Source organism: Paenibacillus sp. SYP-B3998 (genome assembly GCF_010820665.1).
GTDB lineage: Bacteria > Bacillota > Bacilli > Paenibacillales > NBRC-103111 > Paenibacillus_E.
Map to the genome: position 1 here is coordinate 22,129 of NZ_JAAIKC010000007.1, position 20,337 is coordinate 42,465.

Annotated in this window: 2 protein-coding genes; both read left to right on the forward strand. The window is 53.9% G+C overall.

The window, feature by feature from the left end:
* Positions 1-7,746, forward strand: a complete 7,746-nt coding sequence (locus GK047_RS17960) for a non-ribosomal peptide synthetase (protein ID WP_163949722.1) — start codon at positions 1-3, stop codon at positions 7,744-7,746.
* A 22-nt stretch (positions 7,747-7,768) separates the two neighbouring features.
* A complete protein-coding gene (locus tag GK047_RS17965) occupies positions 7,769-20,293 on the forward strand; it encodes a non-ribosomal peptide synthetase (RefSeq protein WP_163949723.1) in 12,525 nt (4,174 codons plus the stop codon).
* The last annotated feature ends 44 nt before the right edge of the window (positions 20,294-20,337 follow it).

A 20,337-nucleotide genomic window follows, 5' to 3' on the forward strand; every position in this document is an offset into this window, starting at 1 on the left:
ATGAAAAACGTAGCGATCCAAAACATTTACCCACTGACTCCCATGCAGGAAGGGCTGCTATACCATTCCATTCTGGATGGGGGTTCCGAGGCTTATTTTGACCAAACGGTGATTACGCTGAACGAGCGGCTCGATCCTGGCTTGCTTGAACGAAGCTTTCAGGCGCTGGTGAACCGGCACGATGTCCTCCGAACAATTTTTGTTTATAAAGAAACGGAGCGGCCTTTACAGGTCGTTCTGGAAAAGCATCAAGCATCCATTCATGTGGAAGATATTTCGCATTTGACCGATGCTGAGCAGCAGGATTGCGTCAAACGGTTTAGCGAGCAGGACCGAAAGCGCCGGTTTGATTTGGAAAAGGATCTTCTGATCCGATTGTCCGTACTACAGCTCGGCGGCACGAAAAGCAAACTAGTGCTCAGCTTCCATCACATCATTATGGATGGCTGGTGCATCGGCACCGTGGCTAAAGATTTGTTCCAATTGTATCGGGCTTATGGCAGCAACCGCCCGGTGGACTTGGCACCGGTGTTCCCATACAGCGGTTACATCAGTTGGCTCGAGAAGCAGGATAAAGTCGAGGCGCTTTCGTATTGGAAGCAGTATTTGGAGGGAATAGAGCAGCAAAGCGCATTGCCGGTTGGTATCCAATCGGCAGGCTCCCAGGCGTATCAGCTGAATAATCGGATTTTCACGTTTAATCAAGCGTTGACCAAGCAGTTGGAGGCGGTCGCCAGACAAAATGAAGTCACGTTAAGCACGGTATTTCACGGGATCTGGGGGCTCCTGCTGCAAAAGTACAACAATACGAAAGATGTGGTCTTCGGTTCCGTCACTTCGGGCCGTCCCGCCGAGGTTGAAGGGGTAGAAACGATGGTGGGGCTGTTTATCAATACCGTGCCTGTACGGGTTGTAACGGAAGAGACGGACACATTCTCCGACATCTTGAAGCAGCTCCAGCACGCCATGATGGATGCAGGCAAATACCATTATGTTTCACTCGCCGACATTCAGTCGTTTACGCCGCTGAAGTCCGGGCTGATTCATCATATTGTGGCCTTTGAGAACTATCCTGCAGTCGCTGAACTTTCTGGTGACGAGGACCAACAGATCGTATCGATTGCTGAGGTCGAAGGCTTCGAGCAAACAAATTTTGATTTTAATATCGGCGTCATCCCCGGGGATGAGCTTCGAGTCAAATTTGCCTACAATCGTTTAGTTTATGAGCCTTCCGCTATAGCGAGGCTTGAGGCGCATTTGAAATATATTGCCGGGCAAATTGCCGCCGATCCGAACGTGCGGACGGATCAGGTTGAATTGCTTACCCCGGAAGAGCAGCAGTATGTGTTCGGCGAATTTAACAATACCGCTGTTCCGTTTCCAGATGATGCGACGCTTCAGCAGTTCTTCGAGGAGCAGGTAACGAGGAACCCAGATCGGGTAGCTATGGTGTTTGGTAACGAACAACTGACCTACCGTGCGCTCAATGAAAAGGCTAACAGGCTGGCTCGGGTGCTTCGGGAGCAAGGAGTGCAGCCGAACCGGATAGTCGGCATTTCGGTTTATCGCTCGCTAGAGATGATGATCGGCATATTGGCGATCATCAAGGCCGGAGGCGCTTATCTGCCGATCCATCCGGAAGATCCGGAAGACCGCATCCGGTTTATATTGCAGGATAGCGGCGCAAGTCTTTTGCTGACCCAACCGGAGCTGTTGAATCTATTAGCGGGTCTCGCTTCCGAATTTACCGTTCGAGCCATTGAACTCGAGCTCAGCGGAGATGGCAGCGATTTGCCACACGTTAATCAACCGGGCGATTTAGCTTATGTGATCTACACGTCCGGTTCTACGGGCAGACCCAAAGGCGTCATGATTGAGCATGCTTCGCTCATTAACCGGATTTCTTGGATGCAAAAGAAATATCCGCTAAGCCCAGAAGACGTCATTTTGCAAAAAACCGCGTTTACGTTTGACGTTTCGGTGTGGGAGCTGTTTTGGTGGGCTTGGGTGGGAGCATCGGTATGCTTCCTGCCACCGGGCGGAGAGAAGGACCCGGTGATTCTTGCGGATACGATTCAAGCCAACGGGGTGACGGTTTTGCACTTTGTTCCGTCGATGCTTGCCGTCTTTCTGGAGCATGTGGAACAAAGGGACGCCGCCTTCAAGCTGCAAAGCGTCAAGCGGGTGTTTGCCAGCGGCGAAGCCTTAGCGGCCTCTCATGTGAAGCGCTTTAACCGGCTTCTGCACCAGACTATCCAAAGCACGCTGCATAACTTGTACGGACCGACGGAAGCGACAGTGGACGTCACGTATTACGACTGCCCGGTATCGGAAGAACCGGAGCACGTTCCCATCGGCAGACCGATCGATAACATCCGGGCGTACATTCTCGATCATGCTGGCTGCCTGCTGCCCGTAGGGATTCCAGGAGAGCTCCATGTCGCAGGGGTTGGCGTAGCGAGAGGCTACGTGAACCGGCCGGAGTTAACCGCAGAGAAATTCGTAGCTGACCCGTTCGTCCCAGGCGGGCGAATGTACAAAACCGGCGATTTGGCCAGATGGCTGCCGGACGGCAACATCGAATATTTGGGGCGGATTGATCATCAAGTGAAAATTCGCGGATACCGCATTGAAGTCGACGAAATTATTGCGCTGCTTTTGACTCACCCCGATGTGAAGCAGGCTGTGGTCCTGGCCCGAGAGGATGAGACGGGAGAAAAGTATTTGTGCGCATATGTCGTGTCCGACCGGGAGCTGACGCTATCTGAGCTGCGCGGTCATTTAAAAGCCTCACTGCCAGATTACATGATCCCGGGACGGTTTGTGCCGATGGAAAGTCTACCCTTTCTGGCCAACGGAAAGATGGATCGGAAGGCGCTGCCGGAACCGGATGCTCATTTGAAAGGCAGCGAATACGAATCGGCACGCACGGAAACGGAGAAGGTGCTGGTCGATCTGTGGGAATCGGTTCTGAAGGTAAGCCCCATCGGAATCCGAAACGATTTCTTTGCTTTGGGCGGCCATTCCTTGAAAGCGACTCTGCTAATTTCAAAAATCAATCGGGCGCTCCACATTGAGATACCGATGCGTCAAGTGTTTGAACATCCGACGATAGAGGGGATGAGCCGCTACATTTCGCAAGCGTTGGGGAAAGAAACGGTGCCCGTGTTCACAGCCATTGCTCCGATCAAAGAAAGAGACGATTACCCGGTGTCCTTCGCGCAAAAAAGGCAGTTGATTTTACACCAGATGGAGGGCGCGGAGCTTGTTTATAACATGCCTTCTGCAATGCTCGTTCAAGGCGCGATCGACCGGGAACGTCTAGAGAGGGTATTCAGTGAATTGGTCGCCAGGCATGAGGCGCTGCGAACGTCGTTTGCATGGGTCGAAGGAGAGCCCGTACAGCGGATTCACAACGACTCCCAATTCCAATTGGTATACACGGTTATTCAGCCGAGTGACAGCCCGGAGGAAGAACAAATCGAAGCGGCGTTAAGCCAATTTGTTCGCCCCTTCGATCTGGAGCAGGCCCCACTGCTGCGTGCGGAGCTGGTGCAATTGACGGATCATAAGCATATTTTATTGGTCGATATGCATCATATTATTTCTGACGGCGTTTCCGTATCGATTATTATGGATGAATTTGGAAAAATATATCAAGATCAGGAGCTGCCGCCTCCGTCCGTTTCGTACAAAGCGTACGCCCACTGGCAAAACGAGCAGTTCGCTCAAGGCGCTTTTGCGGAGCAAGAGGCGTTTTGGCTGCGGACGTTGTCCGGAGAACTTCCAGTTCTGCAGCTGCCCACGGATTTCCCTCGGCCGTTGGTGCAGAGCTTCGTCGGCGGTTCGGTTACCCGCATTGTGGGCGAAGACGTGACCGGTCCGCTTCGGAAGCTTGCGGCGGAAACGCAAACGACGCTGTTTATGGTGCTGCTTGCCGCCTACAACGTTCTTCTGTCGAAATATACGCATCAGGAAGATATGATTGTCGGATCGCCGATCGCGGGCAGAAGGCATCCCGATGTGGAACGGACGGTCGGCATGTTCGTGAACACGCTGGCTTTCCGCAACTATCCGTCGCCGAACAAGACATTCAAAGCATTCTTGGCTGAAGTGAAAGAACAAACGTTGGCGGCTTTCGACCATCAGGAATTCCCGTTCGAACAACTGGTCGAAAAGCTGGCACTGCGCCGAGACGTAAGCCGAAACCCGTTATTCGATACGATGTTCGTCATGCAAAATACGAATCAAGAGCCGCTGCGTGCGGGCGATGCCGAATTTAAACCGATTGTGCTCAATCCGGGTGTTTCCCGGTTCGATCTGACGTTAAGCGCGACGGAGAAAGAGAGTAATCTCCACTTGGATTTCGAGTACAGCAGCCCGTTGTTTCTGCCGGAGACTATCGAACGGTTTGCCAGTCATTTTATCAAGACCTTGAAGTCCATCGCCGGGAACAGCGACCAAACGTTGGGTGAGGTATACGTTTTGACCGCACCGGAACAAGAAGTGCTGCTGGGTGAATTCAATGATACGGCGGCACCGTATCCGAAGGAACATACGATTCACGGGTTGTTCGAGGAGCAGGTGGAGCGGACGCCAGATCGGGTGGCGGTCATCATGGGCGAGGAGCAGCTAACCTACCGGGAGCTGAACGAGCAGGCGAATCGGCTGGCCCGGGTGCTGCGGGAGAAAGGCGTCGGACCGGATCGGATCGTAGGGATCGCGGTGCACCGGTCGCTGGAGATGATCATCGGCCTGATGGCGATCCACAAGGCAGGAGGGGCATACTTGCCGATTCAGCCAGAAGACCCTGTCGATCGCGTCTTGTTCACGCTTGAGGACAGCGGCGCGGTGCTCATATTGACGCAGCGCAAGCTGCTGGAGCCGCTTCGGCCACTTGGGGCCGAGCGCGAACTGCTTGGGATCGAGGATGCGCTGGAGCAGACCGCGGGACTCAGCGGGGCCAATCTGGAGCCGGTTAACGTCTCCAGTGACCTGGTGTATGTGATCTATACGTCGGGGTCCACGGGTCGACCGAAAGGGGTTATGATCGAACATGCGTCGCTGATCAATCGGTTGAACTGGATGCAGCACCGGATGCCGTTCGGCGCGGAGGACGTGATCCTTCAGAAGACGCCGTACACGTTCGATGTGTCATTGTGGGAGTTGTTCTCGTGGGCGATTCAGGGGGCGAGACTCTGCTTCCTGCCGCCGGGCGGGGAGAAGGACCCGGGATTGATCGCGGATACGATCGAAGCCCATGGCATCACGGCGATCCACTTTGTGCCTTCGATGCTGGGTGCGTTCCTGGACGTGGCGGAGCAGGAGAGTTGGTTTGGTCGGCTGGGGAGCGTCAAGCGGGTATTTGCCAGTGGCGAGGCGCTGATGAGCGAACATGTGAAGCGGTTCAATCACTTGTGGCGAGCGTCCAGCGGAGCGACGCTGCACAACCTGTACGGGCCGACGGAAGCGACGGTGGAGGTCGCTTACTACGACTGCCCGCCAGAGGAGGTGCCGGGCAGCATTCCAATTGGCCGGCCGCTGGATAATGTGCGGCTGTACGTGCTGGACAAGGCCGACCGGTTGATGCCGGTGGGCGTGCCGGGCGAGCTGCATATCGGGGGCGATTGCCTGGCGAGGGGTTACCTGAACCGGCCGGATCTGACGGCGGAGAAGTTCGTGCGGGACCCGTTCGCTGACGGCGGGCGCATGTACCGGACCGGTGATTTGGCGCGGTGGCTGCCGGACGGGAATATTGAGTATCTGGGTCGTATCGACCATCAGGTGAAGATCCGAGGTTATCGGATCGAGCTGGGCGAGATCGAAGCGGCGCTGCTGGCGCAGGACGGAGTAAAGGAAGCGGTTGTGCTCGCCCGGGATGACCGGACGGGCGCGCATTCCTTGTGTGCTTATGTCTCATCGGATGAACCATTAAGCGGACCGGATATTAAAGAACGGCTCAAATCGGCTGTACCGGACTACATGGTGCCAACGTACATCGTTACGCTGGATCGGCTGCCGCATTTGTCCAATGGCAAGGTCGATCGCAAAGCGCTGCCCGAGCCGGATGACACCCTGTTGACAACAGTAAATTATATGCCTCCGGCTAGCGAACTGGAATCGGTGCTAGTCGAAATTTGGCAGGAGGTGCTCGGTTACCGCCCCATCGGCACACTTCACAATTTCTTTGAACTGGGCGGAGACTCGATCAAGGCGATTCAGATTGCCTCCCGGTTGAGCAAGCACGGCTGGAAGCTGGAGATCAAGGATATGTTCCGGCATCAAACCATTGGCAACCTGACGCCTTACGTGAGGGCAGTCGAGCTGCAGATCGATCAGGGCACTGTCACTGGCGATGTTATTGTTTCACCGATACAGCAATGGTTCTTCGATCAAAACTTTGCTGATAAGCATCACTGGAACCAAGCGGTAATGCTCTATAGCGAAGGCGGCCTGCAAGCGGATGTGTTGGATCGGGCGCTGAGGGGACTGATCCAGCACCATGATGCGCTGAGAACGACATTCAAGGCTGAACAAGATGAGATTACGCCATATATCCATGGCTTGGATAACCCGTCTTATACGCTTAGAGTGACTGAGATCACCGATGAGCTTGCTGGAGCAGCAACGGTCGAAGGCTTCTGTAACGAAATCCAGCAAAGTATGAATCTGGAGCAGGGGCCGCTTGTGCAGGCGGGATTGTTCAAAACGCGAGCCGGGGATTATTTGTTAATAGCCATTCATCATTTGGTGGTGGACGGCGTGTCTTGGCGGGTTCTGCTGGAAGATTTAGAGGATGGGTATATTCAGGCGTCGCGCGGCGACAAGAGTAGCCTTCCGTCCAAAACCCATTCGTGGAAAGAATGGACTTCCCGCCTTCGGGAGTACGCGGACAGCAAACTGTTTCTTGCACAAAAGAGGTATTGGTCAGAGTTTGTCAATCAAACTGGAAAATCTCTGCTCCGCAATGAGTCTGCCCGGGTAAGACGGGCCAAAGACTTGGACACGTGGCGCGTTTCGTTCTCCAAGCGGGAAACTGAACGTTTGTTGACGGACGTTCACAAAGCGTATAACACCGAAATCAACGATATTTTGTTAACTGGTTTAGGACTCGCTCTGCGCGATTGGAACGATGAAGAGCAGTGGTTCTTAATGCTTGAAGGGCACGGAAGGGAAGAAATCTTTGAGCAGATAGATGTTACAAGAACGGTGGGTTGGTTCACGACCATGTATCCGATTCTTCTGGAAATGGGCCATCGTGCCGATCTGCCGCTGCAGATCAAAACGGTGAAAGAGCAGTTGCGGCGAGTCCCGAATAAAGGAATCGGATACGGCGTTTTGAAATACATGACCTCTCCTGAGCACAAAGAGGAGGTGGTCTTCCGCCTACAGCCGGAAATCCGGTTTAATTACCAAGGACATATCGAAGGCAGCTCGGCCTCCGCATTGTTCCGCAGTTCAGATTGGTCGTCTGGACGTTCGCTCAGCGAAGAGGCGGAAGCGCTGTTTGTGCTCGATATTAATGGCAGTATTGAGAATGGCGTGCTGACCCTGTCGATCGAGTACAGCCGACACGAATTGGAGCAATCTGAGATTCAACAGCTTGGCGAACGGTTGCATGCGCGTTTAGTGGAAGTGTCAAACCATTGCGCCGAAAAAGAAGAGAAGGAATTGACCCCGGCCGATTTGGGAAGCAAGGAGCTCTCGATCGATGAGCTGAACGATATTTTGGCCTACTATAAATGATCAAGGCCATGGGAGATGAGTTATGAGTAAAGACATGCAAATTCAAAGTATATTCCGGTTAACGCCGATGCAAAAGGGGATTTTATTTCATAGCTTAATGAACGAATCGTCTCACGCCTACTTTGAACAGGTATGCTTCACGCTGGACGGTCGGCTTGATGTGGCTTATTTAGAGCAAAGTCTTACACGCCTCTTTGAACGGCATGAAATTTTACGAAGCAATATTTTTCATCTCAACATCGAAGAGCCCAAATTGATTGTATTTAAGCAAAAACGGCCAGAAATCCGCTTTGATGATATTTCCGGAATGGATGAGTCCGCCAAGCAGCACTATGTAGCGCGCGCGCTCCAGGAAGATAAAGAGCGGGGCTTTGATCTGACGCGCGAGGAGCTGTTTCGGGCGGCTGTGATCCAATACGCCGAGAATACGTATAAGCTGATTGTAAGCTTCCACCATATCATCATGGACGGCTGGTGCTTGGAAATTGTATTCAATGAATGGCTTCAATTGTACGGTGCGCTTCAATCTCAGGAGGAGGTCCAGCTTGAACGAGTGCCTGACTATGAGGTGTATTTGAAGTGGCTGGAGAGGCAGGATCAGGAGGAAGCACTCACCTTCTGGACACAGTATTTGGAAGCATTCGAACATCAAAGTCTCCTGCCGATTACCCATAGCTTGGTCGCAGATGCAGCCGGTAAATATAATTTGAGCCAGGAGTCGGTTGTATTCGAAGCCGAGCTGACGGGCCAATTAGAGAAGCTTGCGAAAGACCATAAGGTGACGCTGAGCGCAGTATTTTATGCGTTGTGGGGCTTGCTCTTGCAGAAGTATAACAATACGAACGATGTCACATTCGGTGCCGTGGTGTCTGGACGGCCGACTGAAATTACCGGGGTCGAACAAATGGTGGGATTGTTTATCAATACACTCCCCGTCCGGATTCGCACGGAAAGCGGCTATCGCTTCGCAGAGCTTCTGGAACAAGTCCAGCAATCCATTGTAGATGTAAATAGATACCATTATGTTTCGCTGACCGATATTCAGTCGGCGAGCTTGTTAAAAAACAACTTGATTCATCACATTATCGCTTTTGAAAATTTTCCGGGTACCCAAGAGGTATCCGGACAAGACGAGCAGCGGAGACTGGCCGTTACCGCCACGGAAGGATTCGAACAAACTAACTATGATTTCAACATCAGCGTCATCCCCGGAGAAACGATCAAAGTTAAATTTACATACAATGGCCTGCTCTACAGCTCAGAGGCCATTCACAATCTGGGGCAGCATCTGAAGAACGTGGCCCGTACCGTGTCGTCCCACCCAGAACTCGCGTTGGACGCTGTAGAGCTTTTATCCGCACCGGAACAAGAAGCGCTGCTGGGTGAATTCAATAATACGGAGGCACCGTATCCGAAGGAACGTACGATTCACGGGTTGTTCGAGGAGCAGGTGGAGCGGACGCCGGATCGGGTGGCGGTCGTCATGGGCGAGGAGCAGCTAACCTACCGGGAGTTGAACGAGCAGGCGAATCGGCTGGCCCGGGTGCTGCGGGAGAAAGGCGTCGGACCGGATCGGATCGTAGGGATCGCGGTGCACCGGTCGCTGGAGATGAACATCGGCCTGATGGCGATCCACAAGGCAGGAGGGGCATACTTGCCGATTCAGCCAGAAGACCCTGTCGATCGCGTCTTGTTCACGCTTGAGGACAGCGGCGCGGCGCTCGTATTAACGCAGCGCAATCTGTTAGAGCCGCTTCGGCCACTTGGGGCCGAGCGCGAACTGCTCGGCATCGAGGATGTGCTGGAGCAGGCCGCGGGACTCAGCGGGGTCAACCTGGAGCCGGTCAACGTCTCCAGTGACCTGGTGTATGTGATCTATACGTCGGGGTCCACGGGTCGGCCGAAAGGGGTTATGATCGAACATGCGTCGCTGATCAATCGGTTGAACTGGATGCAGCACCGGATGCCGTTCGGCGCGGAGGACGTGATCCTTCAGAAGACGCCGTACACGTTCGATGTGTCATTGTGGGAGTTGTTCTCGTGGGCGATTCAGGGGGCGAGACTCTGCTTCCTGCCGCCGGGTGGGGAGAAGGACCCGGGATTGATTGCGGATACGATCGAAGCCCATGGCATCACGGCGATCCACTTTGTGCCCTCGATGCTGGGCGCGTTCCTGGACGTGGCGGAGCAGGAGAGTTGGTTTGGTCGGCTGGGGAGCGTCAAGCGAGTATTTACGAGCGGCGAGGCGCTGATGAGCGAACATGTGAAGCGGTTCAATCGCTTGTGGCGAGCGTCCAGCGGAGCGACGCTGCACAACTTGTATGGGCCGACGGAAGCGACGGTGGAGGTCGCTTACTACGACTGCCCGCCAGAGGAGGTGCCGGGCAGCATTCCAATTGGCCGGCCGCTGGATAATGTGCGGCTGTACGTGCTGGATAAGGCCGACCGGTTGATGCCGGTGGGCGTGCCGGGTGAGCTGCATATCGGGGGCGATTGCCTGGCGAGGGGGTACCTGAACCGGCCTGATCTGACGGCGGAGAAGTTCGTGTTGGACCCGTTCGTGGACGGCGGGCGCATGTACCGGACCGGCGATTTGGCGCGGTGGCTGCCGGACGGGAATATTGAGTATCTGGGCCGGATCGACCACCAGGTGAAGATCCGCGGTTATCGGATCGAGCTGGGCGAGATCGAAGCGGCGCTGCTGGCGCAGGACGGAGTAAAGGAATCGGTTGTGCTCGCCCGGGATGATGGGCAAGGGGGGCATTTCCTATGCGCGTATGTTGCATCGGACCAGGAGCGACAGGAGCAGGCGTTGAAGGAACGGCTGAAGCTGGTATTGCCGAGCTATATGGTACCGACGCACATTGTAGTTTTGGACGGTTTGCCGCACTTGTCCAACGGCAAAGTGGACCGGAAATCGCTCCCTGCACCGGAAGGCCGCTTGCTAGGCAGTGAATCCATCGCCCCGAGAACGGAAACCGAGATAAGGCTTGCGCAGATCTGGGAAAAAACGCTCGGCGTATCCGGCTTGGGCATTCGGCACGATTTCTTTGAGTGGGGAGGGCACTCCCTGAAAGCGACACAGCTGATGACCCGGATCAATAAAGAGTTTCAGGTTCAGTTTACGCTGCCCGATATCTTCGGGAATCCCACGATTGAGACGATGGGGGCGCTTATTGCCGATCCGAAGGTTGAATCACAAGCCGTCGCCGAGATTCCATCCGCGCCGCTGCAAGATTATTATCCCGTGACCTCCATGCAAAAGCGGCTCATGGTGCTGCAGCATCTGGAAGGAGCGGAAACCGCTTATAACTTGCCATCGGCGATGGTGATCGAGGAGCCGCTTGACCAAGCGAGGCTGGAGGAGGTGTTCCAACAACTGATTGATCGGCACGAGGCACTGCGAACTTCATTCGAATGGGTTGGCGATGAGCCGGTGCAAAGATTGTGCGATCAAGTGAGTTTTCAGTTGGCGTCCGGGGACCTGTCAGTCGGCGACGGACTCGAGGAGGAGCAGATTCAAACGGCGCTGCATGCGTTTATCCGGCCCTTCGATTTGAGTGCTGCACCGCTTTTCAGAGCGGAGCTCAACCGCCTTTCGGACGGAAAACATCTTCTTCTGGTCGATATGCATCACATTGTTGCCGATGGTACTTCTATCGACATTTTGATGGACGATTTCTCGGCCTTGTACCGAGCCGAAGCACTGCCGAAGCTGCGCATTCAATATAAGGATTTTGCAGTTTGGCATAACGAATCGTTGAAGGGCGGGCAGCTCCGCGAGCAGGAGCAATTCTGGCTAAACGAGCTGTCTGGCGAGCTGCCGGTATTGAATTTGCCCACCGATTATCCTAGGCCGCAGAAGAAGAGCTTTGAAGGAGAGCGAATTGCGATTGAAGCCGACGCCTACCTGTTTTCCAAATTGAAGAAGCTCACCACCGAAAGCAAAACGACTCTGTTTATGGTGCTGCTGGCTGCTTATAATGTCCTGCTGCATAAATATTCAGGTCAGGAAGATGTTACGGTGGGGTCGCCGATCGCGGGCAGACATGTTCCGGATCTGGAAAAAACGATCGGGATGTTTGTTAACACGTTAGTTTTAAGAAACCGCCCGCTGCCCGAGCAGACGTTTTTGCAATTTCTTCAACAAGTGAGAGAAACGAGCATTCGCGCTTTCCAAAATCAGGATTATCCGATTGAAGATGTGGTGGAGCAGTTGGGCGTGCAGCGCGATATGAGCCGGAGTCCTTTGTTCGACGTCATGTTCTCGCTGGAAAACAGCGAATCGCCGGAGCTGCATGATCATGTGTTGTCCTTTAACCCTTACCCGCTGGAAACAGGCATCTCCAAATTTGACCTGACTTTGACGGCGGAGGCCCATGGAGAAAAGCTGGCTTTTCGTTTTGAGTATTGCGCCAAACTGTTTCGAGCCGAGACGATTCAGCGGATGGCCGTACATTATATTCGGTTATTGGAAGCGATTGTCGAGCGGGCGGATACGGCTATCTCCGACCTGGAGCTGCTTTCGGAGGCGGAGCGCTATGCGCTCACCACGGAGTTTAACAATACGGCAAGCGACTACCCCAAAGAAAAGACGCTCCAGCGACTGTTCGAGGAACAGGTGGAGCGGACACCGCACCGTACCGCCGTTGTTTTTGGGGACTTGAGGTGGAGCTACCGCGAGTTAAACGAGAAGGCGAATCGGTTGGCCAAAACGTTGCGGGATAAAGGCGTACAAGCGAATACGCGGGTAGCGTTGATGGCGGGCCGCTCGTTGGAGATGATTGCCGGAATCATGGGCATCCTGAAAGCCGGCGGCGCCTACGTGCCGATCGCGCCGGATTATCCCGCCGAACGGATCAAGCTGATTCTGAACGAATGCGGGTCGCCGCTGCTGTTGACGCAATCCCATGTCAGAGCAGCCTCCGACTTCTTCGGCGAGCAGGGCGCCAGCGGCTTTACCGGGGAAGTGCTGGACTTGGACATGATGGAGACGGACGCGTCTGGATACGCGGACAATCTGCCTTTGATTAATACATCGGGCGACTTGGCCTATGTGATGTATACTTCCGGGTCTACCGGCCAGCCGAAAGGCAATTTGACGGTCCATCATAATATCAGCAGAGTCGTGAAAAATACGGACTATATTGATATCTCGGAGCAGGACACGCTGCTCCAGCTGTCCAACTTTGTGTTTGACGGCTCGGTGTTCGATATTTTCGGCGCTTTGTTAAACGGAGCCAGTCTGGTGTTAATCCAAAAGGAAGAGGTGCTGGACCCGGAAAAGCTTTCTTCCTTGCTGCGCAAGGAGCAGGTAACGATTTTCTTCATTACCACCGCTCTGTTTAATACGCTGGTCGATACGAATATCGAGTGCTTTGGAACGATCCGCAAAGTGCTTTTCGGCGGGGAGCGGGTTTCCTTCCCTCATGTAAAAGAACTGTATGCGTTCATTGGCCCGGGTAAGATTTTGCACATGTACGGTCCGACGGAGACAACCGTATTTGCCACATGCTATAAAGTAGACGAATTGGACGAGAGCATGTGGACCATTCCGATCGGCAAACCGATCTCCCGCACCTCGGCCTATATTTTGAACGACAGAGGCAGCCTTCAGCCGATCGGTATTCCCGGGGAGCTATGGATTGCCGGAGACGGCGTTGCCCGTGGATATTTGGACCGACCGGACCAGACAGAAGAGCGTTTTGTTCCGAATCCGTTCTCAGTTGGGGAACGCATGTACCGAACGGGCGATATCGCAAGGTGGCTGCCGGATGGAAATATTGAGTTCTGGGGACGTCTGGATCATCAGGTGAAAATCCGTGGCTTCCGCATTGAGCTTGGCGAAATTGAAAAGCATTTGCTGTCCAACGAGTTTGTGAAAGAAGCGATCGTCGTTGCCAGACAAGATGCGTCGGGTCAAAAATACCTTTGTGCCTATGTGGTCCTGCACGCAGGCAAGAGCACGCGTCATCTCCGCGGTTATTTGTCGCAAAGCTTGCCTGACTATATGATTCCGGCAAGTTTTGTGGCGCTGGATCGTTTGCCGCTGACGGTCAACGGCAAAGTGGATCAAAAACAACTTCCCGAGCCGGACATTACATGGGATGCGTTAGTGCCTTACGAACCTCCGGCGACGCCGGTGGAAGAGGCGCTGACGGGTATCTGGGAAAGTGTGCTGGGCCGGGCGCATATCGGTGTCGGACATAGTTTCTTTGATCTGGGAGGGGACTCCATCAAGGCGATTCAGGTCATTGCCCGTTTGAACACGTTTGGACTGAAGCTGGAGATGAAAGATTTGTTCCAGTATCCGACTATTCGGACGGTCAGCCCTTGGGTTAAGCGTCGTACGCGGTCGATCGATCAAGGGGTTACGGAAGGGGAGGTGCCGCTCACACCGGTCCAGCGATGGTTTTTCGAGCATAAAAAGGAAGGCACCGATCACTTTAACCAAGCGGTGATGCTGTTCAGCCCGAACGGATTTGACGAGCCTGCTCTGCGAAAGTCGCTGGATGAGTTATGGCTTCACCATGATGCGCTACGGATGATTTACAACGCTCATGCCGACGGTGTGCGCCAATTCAACCGGGGCGCTGTCGGATGCCCGGTTCAGTGGGCCGTCTATGACTTTACCAATCGGTCCGATGCGTATCATGAGATCGAGAAAATCGCCAGCGACCTGCAAGCCGGGCTTGATCTAAGCGCAGGCAAGCTGCTGACGGCCGGTATCTTCCGCACGGATGAAGGGAGCCATTTGCTTCTGGCGATTCATCATTTGGTAGTCGACGGAGTATCGTGGCGCATTTTGTTGGAAGATTTGAATAGCATCTATTCCCAAGCGCTAGCGGGAAAAACGGCGGTGCTTCCGGAAAAAACTGATTCATTCAAGCTGTGGGCCGAGCAGCTTTCCGATTATGCAAACAGCCCATCTTTATTGAAAGAAATCCCGTATTGGACGCAGCTGGAGAAGACGGATGTATCGTCTCTGCCAAAGCGCGGTTTCAATATGAGACAAGATAGCGAAGCACCAAGGGCAAGTATTGCTGTTCGACTCCACGCGGCTTATACGCGGCAGTTGCTGGGAGAGGTGCAGGTGCATCAGCGCTATAACACGGAGATTAACGATTTGCTCCTTGCGGCTCTTGGACTGGTGGTTGCGAAGCGGTTCGGCATGGAGGTATTTCCGCTTAACCTGGAAGGACATGGCAGAGAAGAGATCATTGAGGGCATCGACATTACACGTACCGTCGGCTGGTTTACGACGATGTTCCCGATCGTTCTGGATCTTAGTCAAGGAAGCGAGCTCTCGTGGGTTATTCGGAACACGAAAGAAACGATTCGGAAGGTTCCTAACCGGGGAATCGGGTATGGCTTGCTCAAAAGCTTAACGCGGCCCGAAAATAAACAATGTCTGGATTTCAAACTCGAACCGCAAATCAGCTTTAACTATTTAGGTCAATTTAACGAAGAACCGACGACAGCTGGCTTCTCAATGTCGCCGCTGTCCCCAGGCCGATCCATCAGCGAACAGGCGGAGAGCCGGTTCAGCCTTGACATCAACGCGATTATTTCCGGTTCGGAGCTGCTGATAGAAATCGGTTACAGCCGTCAAGAATATGAGGCGGAGGAGATCGAACAGCTGGCCCATGCCTACATTCAGGAGCTGGAGACAGTCATCGATCACTGCGCGCTTAGGACGGAGCGGCAGTATACGCCTTCGGATTTCCAAGATCGGGGGCTAACGATTCGCGAACTTGACGGCATTCTCGAACGGTATGCGGGCAGCGGAGCCATCCAAAGCATATACCCGTTGACGCCGATGCAGCAAGGCATGCTTTTCCATTATTTGATGAATCCCGGTACGTCGGCTTATGTGGAGCAGCTTAGCGTAGAAATTGAAGGGACGCTAAATCTGGACCTCTTGAATGTAAGTCTGGGTCGCTTATTGGATAAGTATGAGGTGCTGCGTACGAATTTTGTTTATTCGGACATTCAGATCCCGCGACAGATCGTATTCTCTCGTAAGACAGAGGAAGTTCAGTTCTACGATATATCGGGTGCGGACCAGGCCGAGACCGCAATTCGCGTGGAGCAAATTAAGGCCTCCGATATTCAAAGAGGGTTTGATCTCGCGCGGGACACGCTCATTCGGATGGTCGTGCTGAAAATCGGCGAGGATCGTCAACGACTCATCTGGACATTCCATCACATCAACTTGGACGGCTGGTGCGTTGGGATCATTTATCAAGATTTCATCCAGATGTATTTGGAGCTCGTGAGCGGAACCCCTTCTCACTCAGAGCCAGTGCCTCCGTATTCTGCTTATATACGCTGGCTGGAGAAGCAGGATGCGCAAGAAGCGCTCTCGTATTGGCAGCATTATTTGGAAGAATACAGCCAATATGCCACCCTGCCGAAGTCGGCCGCGTCGCATGGAAACGATCCATCCGGGCAGCTGGAATTTTCTTTCGACCGGGAGATCACGAAACGATTGTCCGAATTGGCGTCCGGCAACCGGGTTACGGTCAACACCGTCGTTCAGGCGATTTGGGGCATCTTGCTGCAGAAATACAACAACACCTCTGATGTGGTTTTCGGATCGGTCGTGTCCGGCAGACCGCCGGAAATCCCGGGGATCGAGCAAATGGTCGGCATTTTCATTAATACGATTCCCGTACGGGTACGGACGGAAGCCGAGCAAACCTTTGCCGGGTTGTTGGCGCAGGTTCAGCAGAACGCGATGGCATCCTCCAAGTATGAATATGCATCGTTAGCGGAGATTCAATCTGTCTCGGAGCTGAAGCAATCGCTGTTGGATCATATTCTCGTGTTTGAGAATTATCCGGAATACGAGGAACGGCAGGCATCCTTCGAGGGCTCCCCGCTCAAGTTCCATATGGAAAGCATGTCGTTCTTCGAACAGACGAACTTTGATTTTAATCTCATTGTTTCCTTGAGGGACAAATTGAACGTCAAGTTTTTATATAACAAGGACGTGTTTACCAAAGCGTCGGTTGAACGGATTCAAGGACATTTGCGTGCGGTTGTGCGCCAACTGCTTGCTGACCCGGCGCTTCCCTTGGCCGGGATCGATATCGTGACAGACGAAGAGAAGCAGGTTTTGAATGACTACAATCGTACGGCGGCACCGTATCCGAAGGAACATACGATTCACGGGTTGTTCGAGGAGCAGGTGGAGCGGACGCCGGATCGGGTGGCGGTCGTCATGGGCGAGGAGCAGCTAACCTACCGGGAGTTGAACGAGCAGGCGAATCGGCTGGCCCGGGTGCTGCGGGAGAAAGGCGTCGGACCGGATCGGATCGTAGGGATCGCGGTGCACCGGTCGCTGGAAATGATCATCGGCCTGATGGCGATCCACAAGGCAGGAGGGGCATACTTGCCGATTCAGCCAGAAGACCCTGTCGATCGCGTCTTGTTCACGCTTGAGGACAGCGGCGCGGCGCTCGTATTAACACAGCGCAATCTGTTAGAGCCGCTTCGGCCACTTGGGGCCGAGCGCGAACTGCTCGGCATCGAGGATGTGCTGGAGCAGGCCGCGGGACTCAGCGGGGCCAACCTGGAGCCGGTCAACGTCTCCAGTGACCTGGTGTATGTGATCTATACGTCGGGGTCCACGGGTCGGCCGAAAGGGGTTATGATCGAACATGCGTCGCTGATCAATCGGTTGAACTGGATGCAGCACCGGATGCCGTTCGGCGCGGAGGACGTGATCCTGCAGAAGACGCCGTACACGTTCGATGTGTCATTGTGGGAGTTGTTCTCGTGGGCGATTCAGGGGGCGAGACTCTGCTTCCTGCCACCGGGCGGGGAGAAGGACCCGGGATTGATTGCGGATACGATCGAAGCCCATGGCATCACGGCGATCCACTTTGTGCCCTCGATGCTGGGTGCGTTCCTGGACGTGGCGGAGCAGGAGGAACTCATCGGCCGGCTGGGGAACGTCAAGCGGGTATTTGCCAGTGGCGAGGCGCTGATGAGCGAGCATGTAAAGCGGTTCAACCGCTTGTGGCGAGCGTCCAGCGGAGCGACGCTGCACAACTTGTATGGGCCGACGGAAGCGACGGTGGAGGTCGCTTACTACGACTGCCCGCCAGAGGCGGTGCCGGGCAGCATTCCAATTGGCCGGCCGCTGGATAATGTGCGGCTGTACGTGCTGGACAAGGCCGACCGGTTGATGCCGGTGGGCGTGCCGGGCGAGCTGCATATCGGGGGCGATTGCCTGGCGAGGGGTTACCTGAACCGGCCGGATTTGACGGCGGAGAAGTTCGTGCGGGACCCGTTCGCTGACGGCGGGCGCATGTACCGGACCGGCGATTTGGCGCGGTGGCTGCCGGACGGGAATATTGAGTATCTGGGTCGTATCGACCACCAAGTGAAGATCCGCGGTTACCGGATCGAGCTGGGCGAGATCGAAGCGGCGCTGCTGGCGCAGGACGGAGTAAAGGAAGCGGTTGTGCTCGCCCGGGATGACCGGACGGGCGGACAATTCTTGTGTGCCTATATTGTAGGGAAACCGGGTGTGACGGCAGCCAAGCTGCGCCAAAATTTAACCGGGCATCTTCAGGAATACATGATTCCCGCATTCTTCGTCCTGCTGGATCAGATGCCTCTCACAGCAAGCGGGAAAGCAGATCGGCGGACGTTGATGGAAATGGATCTCGGGTTGATCCAGAATGTGGAATACGCGGAACCGCGGACCGAGCTGGAGAAGCAGTTGGCAGAAGCTTGGCAAAGTATTTTTGACCTACCGAAGGTGGGGATCGACGATAACTTCTTCGATTTGGGCGGTCATTCGTTAACGGCCATCCAGCTCGTGTCGAAGATGCAGCAGACGACCGGACTGGAAATTAGGCTCAACAGCTTGTTCCATCATCCGACGATTCGAAGCTTGACGCAGCATGGGGTAGAATCCGATACAAGTCTTTCCGTTTCGCTCCGAACGTTCGAATCCGTGGAGCATCTTCTTCAAGAAAAATTTGGAATCCGCAGTTCCTTGCGCCAAGTGTCGTCGGGGAATGAGACCTTGCAGGTTCTGCATCTCGAAGGCTCATCAAACTCCGCTTCAAGCCCAAGCCATGACGAAATGCTGGAGCTGATTGCGGCCCACTTCGATGAAGCGGACCAACCGCATTACATCACGGCAGCGTCGGAAGACGATCTCAGTCTGGAAACGCTGAATGTTGATGAAGTTCGTCACGAGTGGAAGCAACAGATCGATAGCATGCTTGAGGCTTTCGTACATTCGATTCTGCGTCTTCCGGTGATCGATCTGCAGCCAGTTTCACCTACCCAATCGTATCATCTGGAGCATGACGATATTTCTGGAACGGTGATGACGTTTGAGAAATACCTCAACGTGAAACATCTGGAGAAGGCCATCCATCAAGTCATCCGGAATCATGACTTGATGCGCAGCGTCTTGGTTAAGGCCGATGGAGAATGGGTATGGCAGGTGTACGACAATCCTGATCCTATCACTTTGCCTTTTGTAGATTTATCCGGGGTTTCGCGTGAATCGCAAGAAATGCTGCTTCATCAAGTCATTTGGCCGTATTTTTACAAAAATCACGAACAGAACGGTTCGCTTATGTACCGAATCCTGCTGGTGAAGAAAAACCTGAAAGAGTATTTGCTCCTTCTGCCATTCTCTCACTCCATATTTGATTATATGAGCGGCGAAATTATCAAAAACCAAATCAGCCAGTATTACGAATCATTCCAAGCCGGGAAGCAGCTGCAGGACGAAGCTGTCGGTCGTTACTGGGATTTTACCGCTCAGATTCAAAGCGGCCCCGTCAATCTAAGCGATCCTGCGCTGGTTGCGCTGTACGAATTGGAGGCATTCGAAGACAACATACGACGGGTATCGGAGGTCGCTGCTGCCCAATCGTTGTTGATCGGCCATACTGCAGTAAGGTTGGACGTGAGCGCGGCCGATTTGGACGGGCGCTTCGGCACTGCGGAACTGTGGCAGCTGGCGTTCTCGTCATTCGCTGGGTTATGCGAACGATATTTCGAGTTAAATCAGGCCCCTATTTGGGTCGCCAACTACGGTAGAAGCTTTAAAGGGGAACGATATTTCGACGTGATCGGCGAATTCGTTGATTACGTACCGATCCTGGCCAAGAATTGGACAGACCCTAGCGCTTTGGAGCAGAAGGTGAAACACAAGTTACAGCTCGCCGCGGAGCATAACATCAGCTTTGCCAATCTGACTTATCATACAGCCATGGAACAATTTTATCCAAGATCCGCTCGTCATTTGCAGCAGGCGATGGATGCTATGCCGATCGTATTCAACTATCTCGGCGAATTAAGAAGCGAGCACCGGGTACTGCAATCGGTGGACCTCGGCAATGCCAATATCGAAGGAAGAAAGCGGATCTTATGCGAGGTTTGGCATGATGAGGCAGGAAACCTCTCTATGGCTCTTGCGCTTCCGTATATCGAAGAGGCGGGCATGGTACGCAGCCAATGGCAGGAGGCAGTCGATCAATTGACGGCTGCGACGACAGTAACGCACTAATCGAGGAAAGAACAGAAGAAACACGAAGCGTCTCCTTCGGAAAC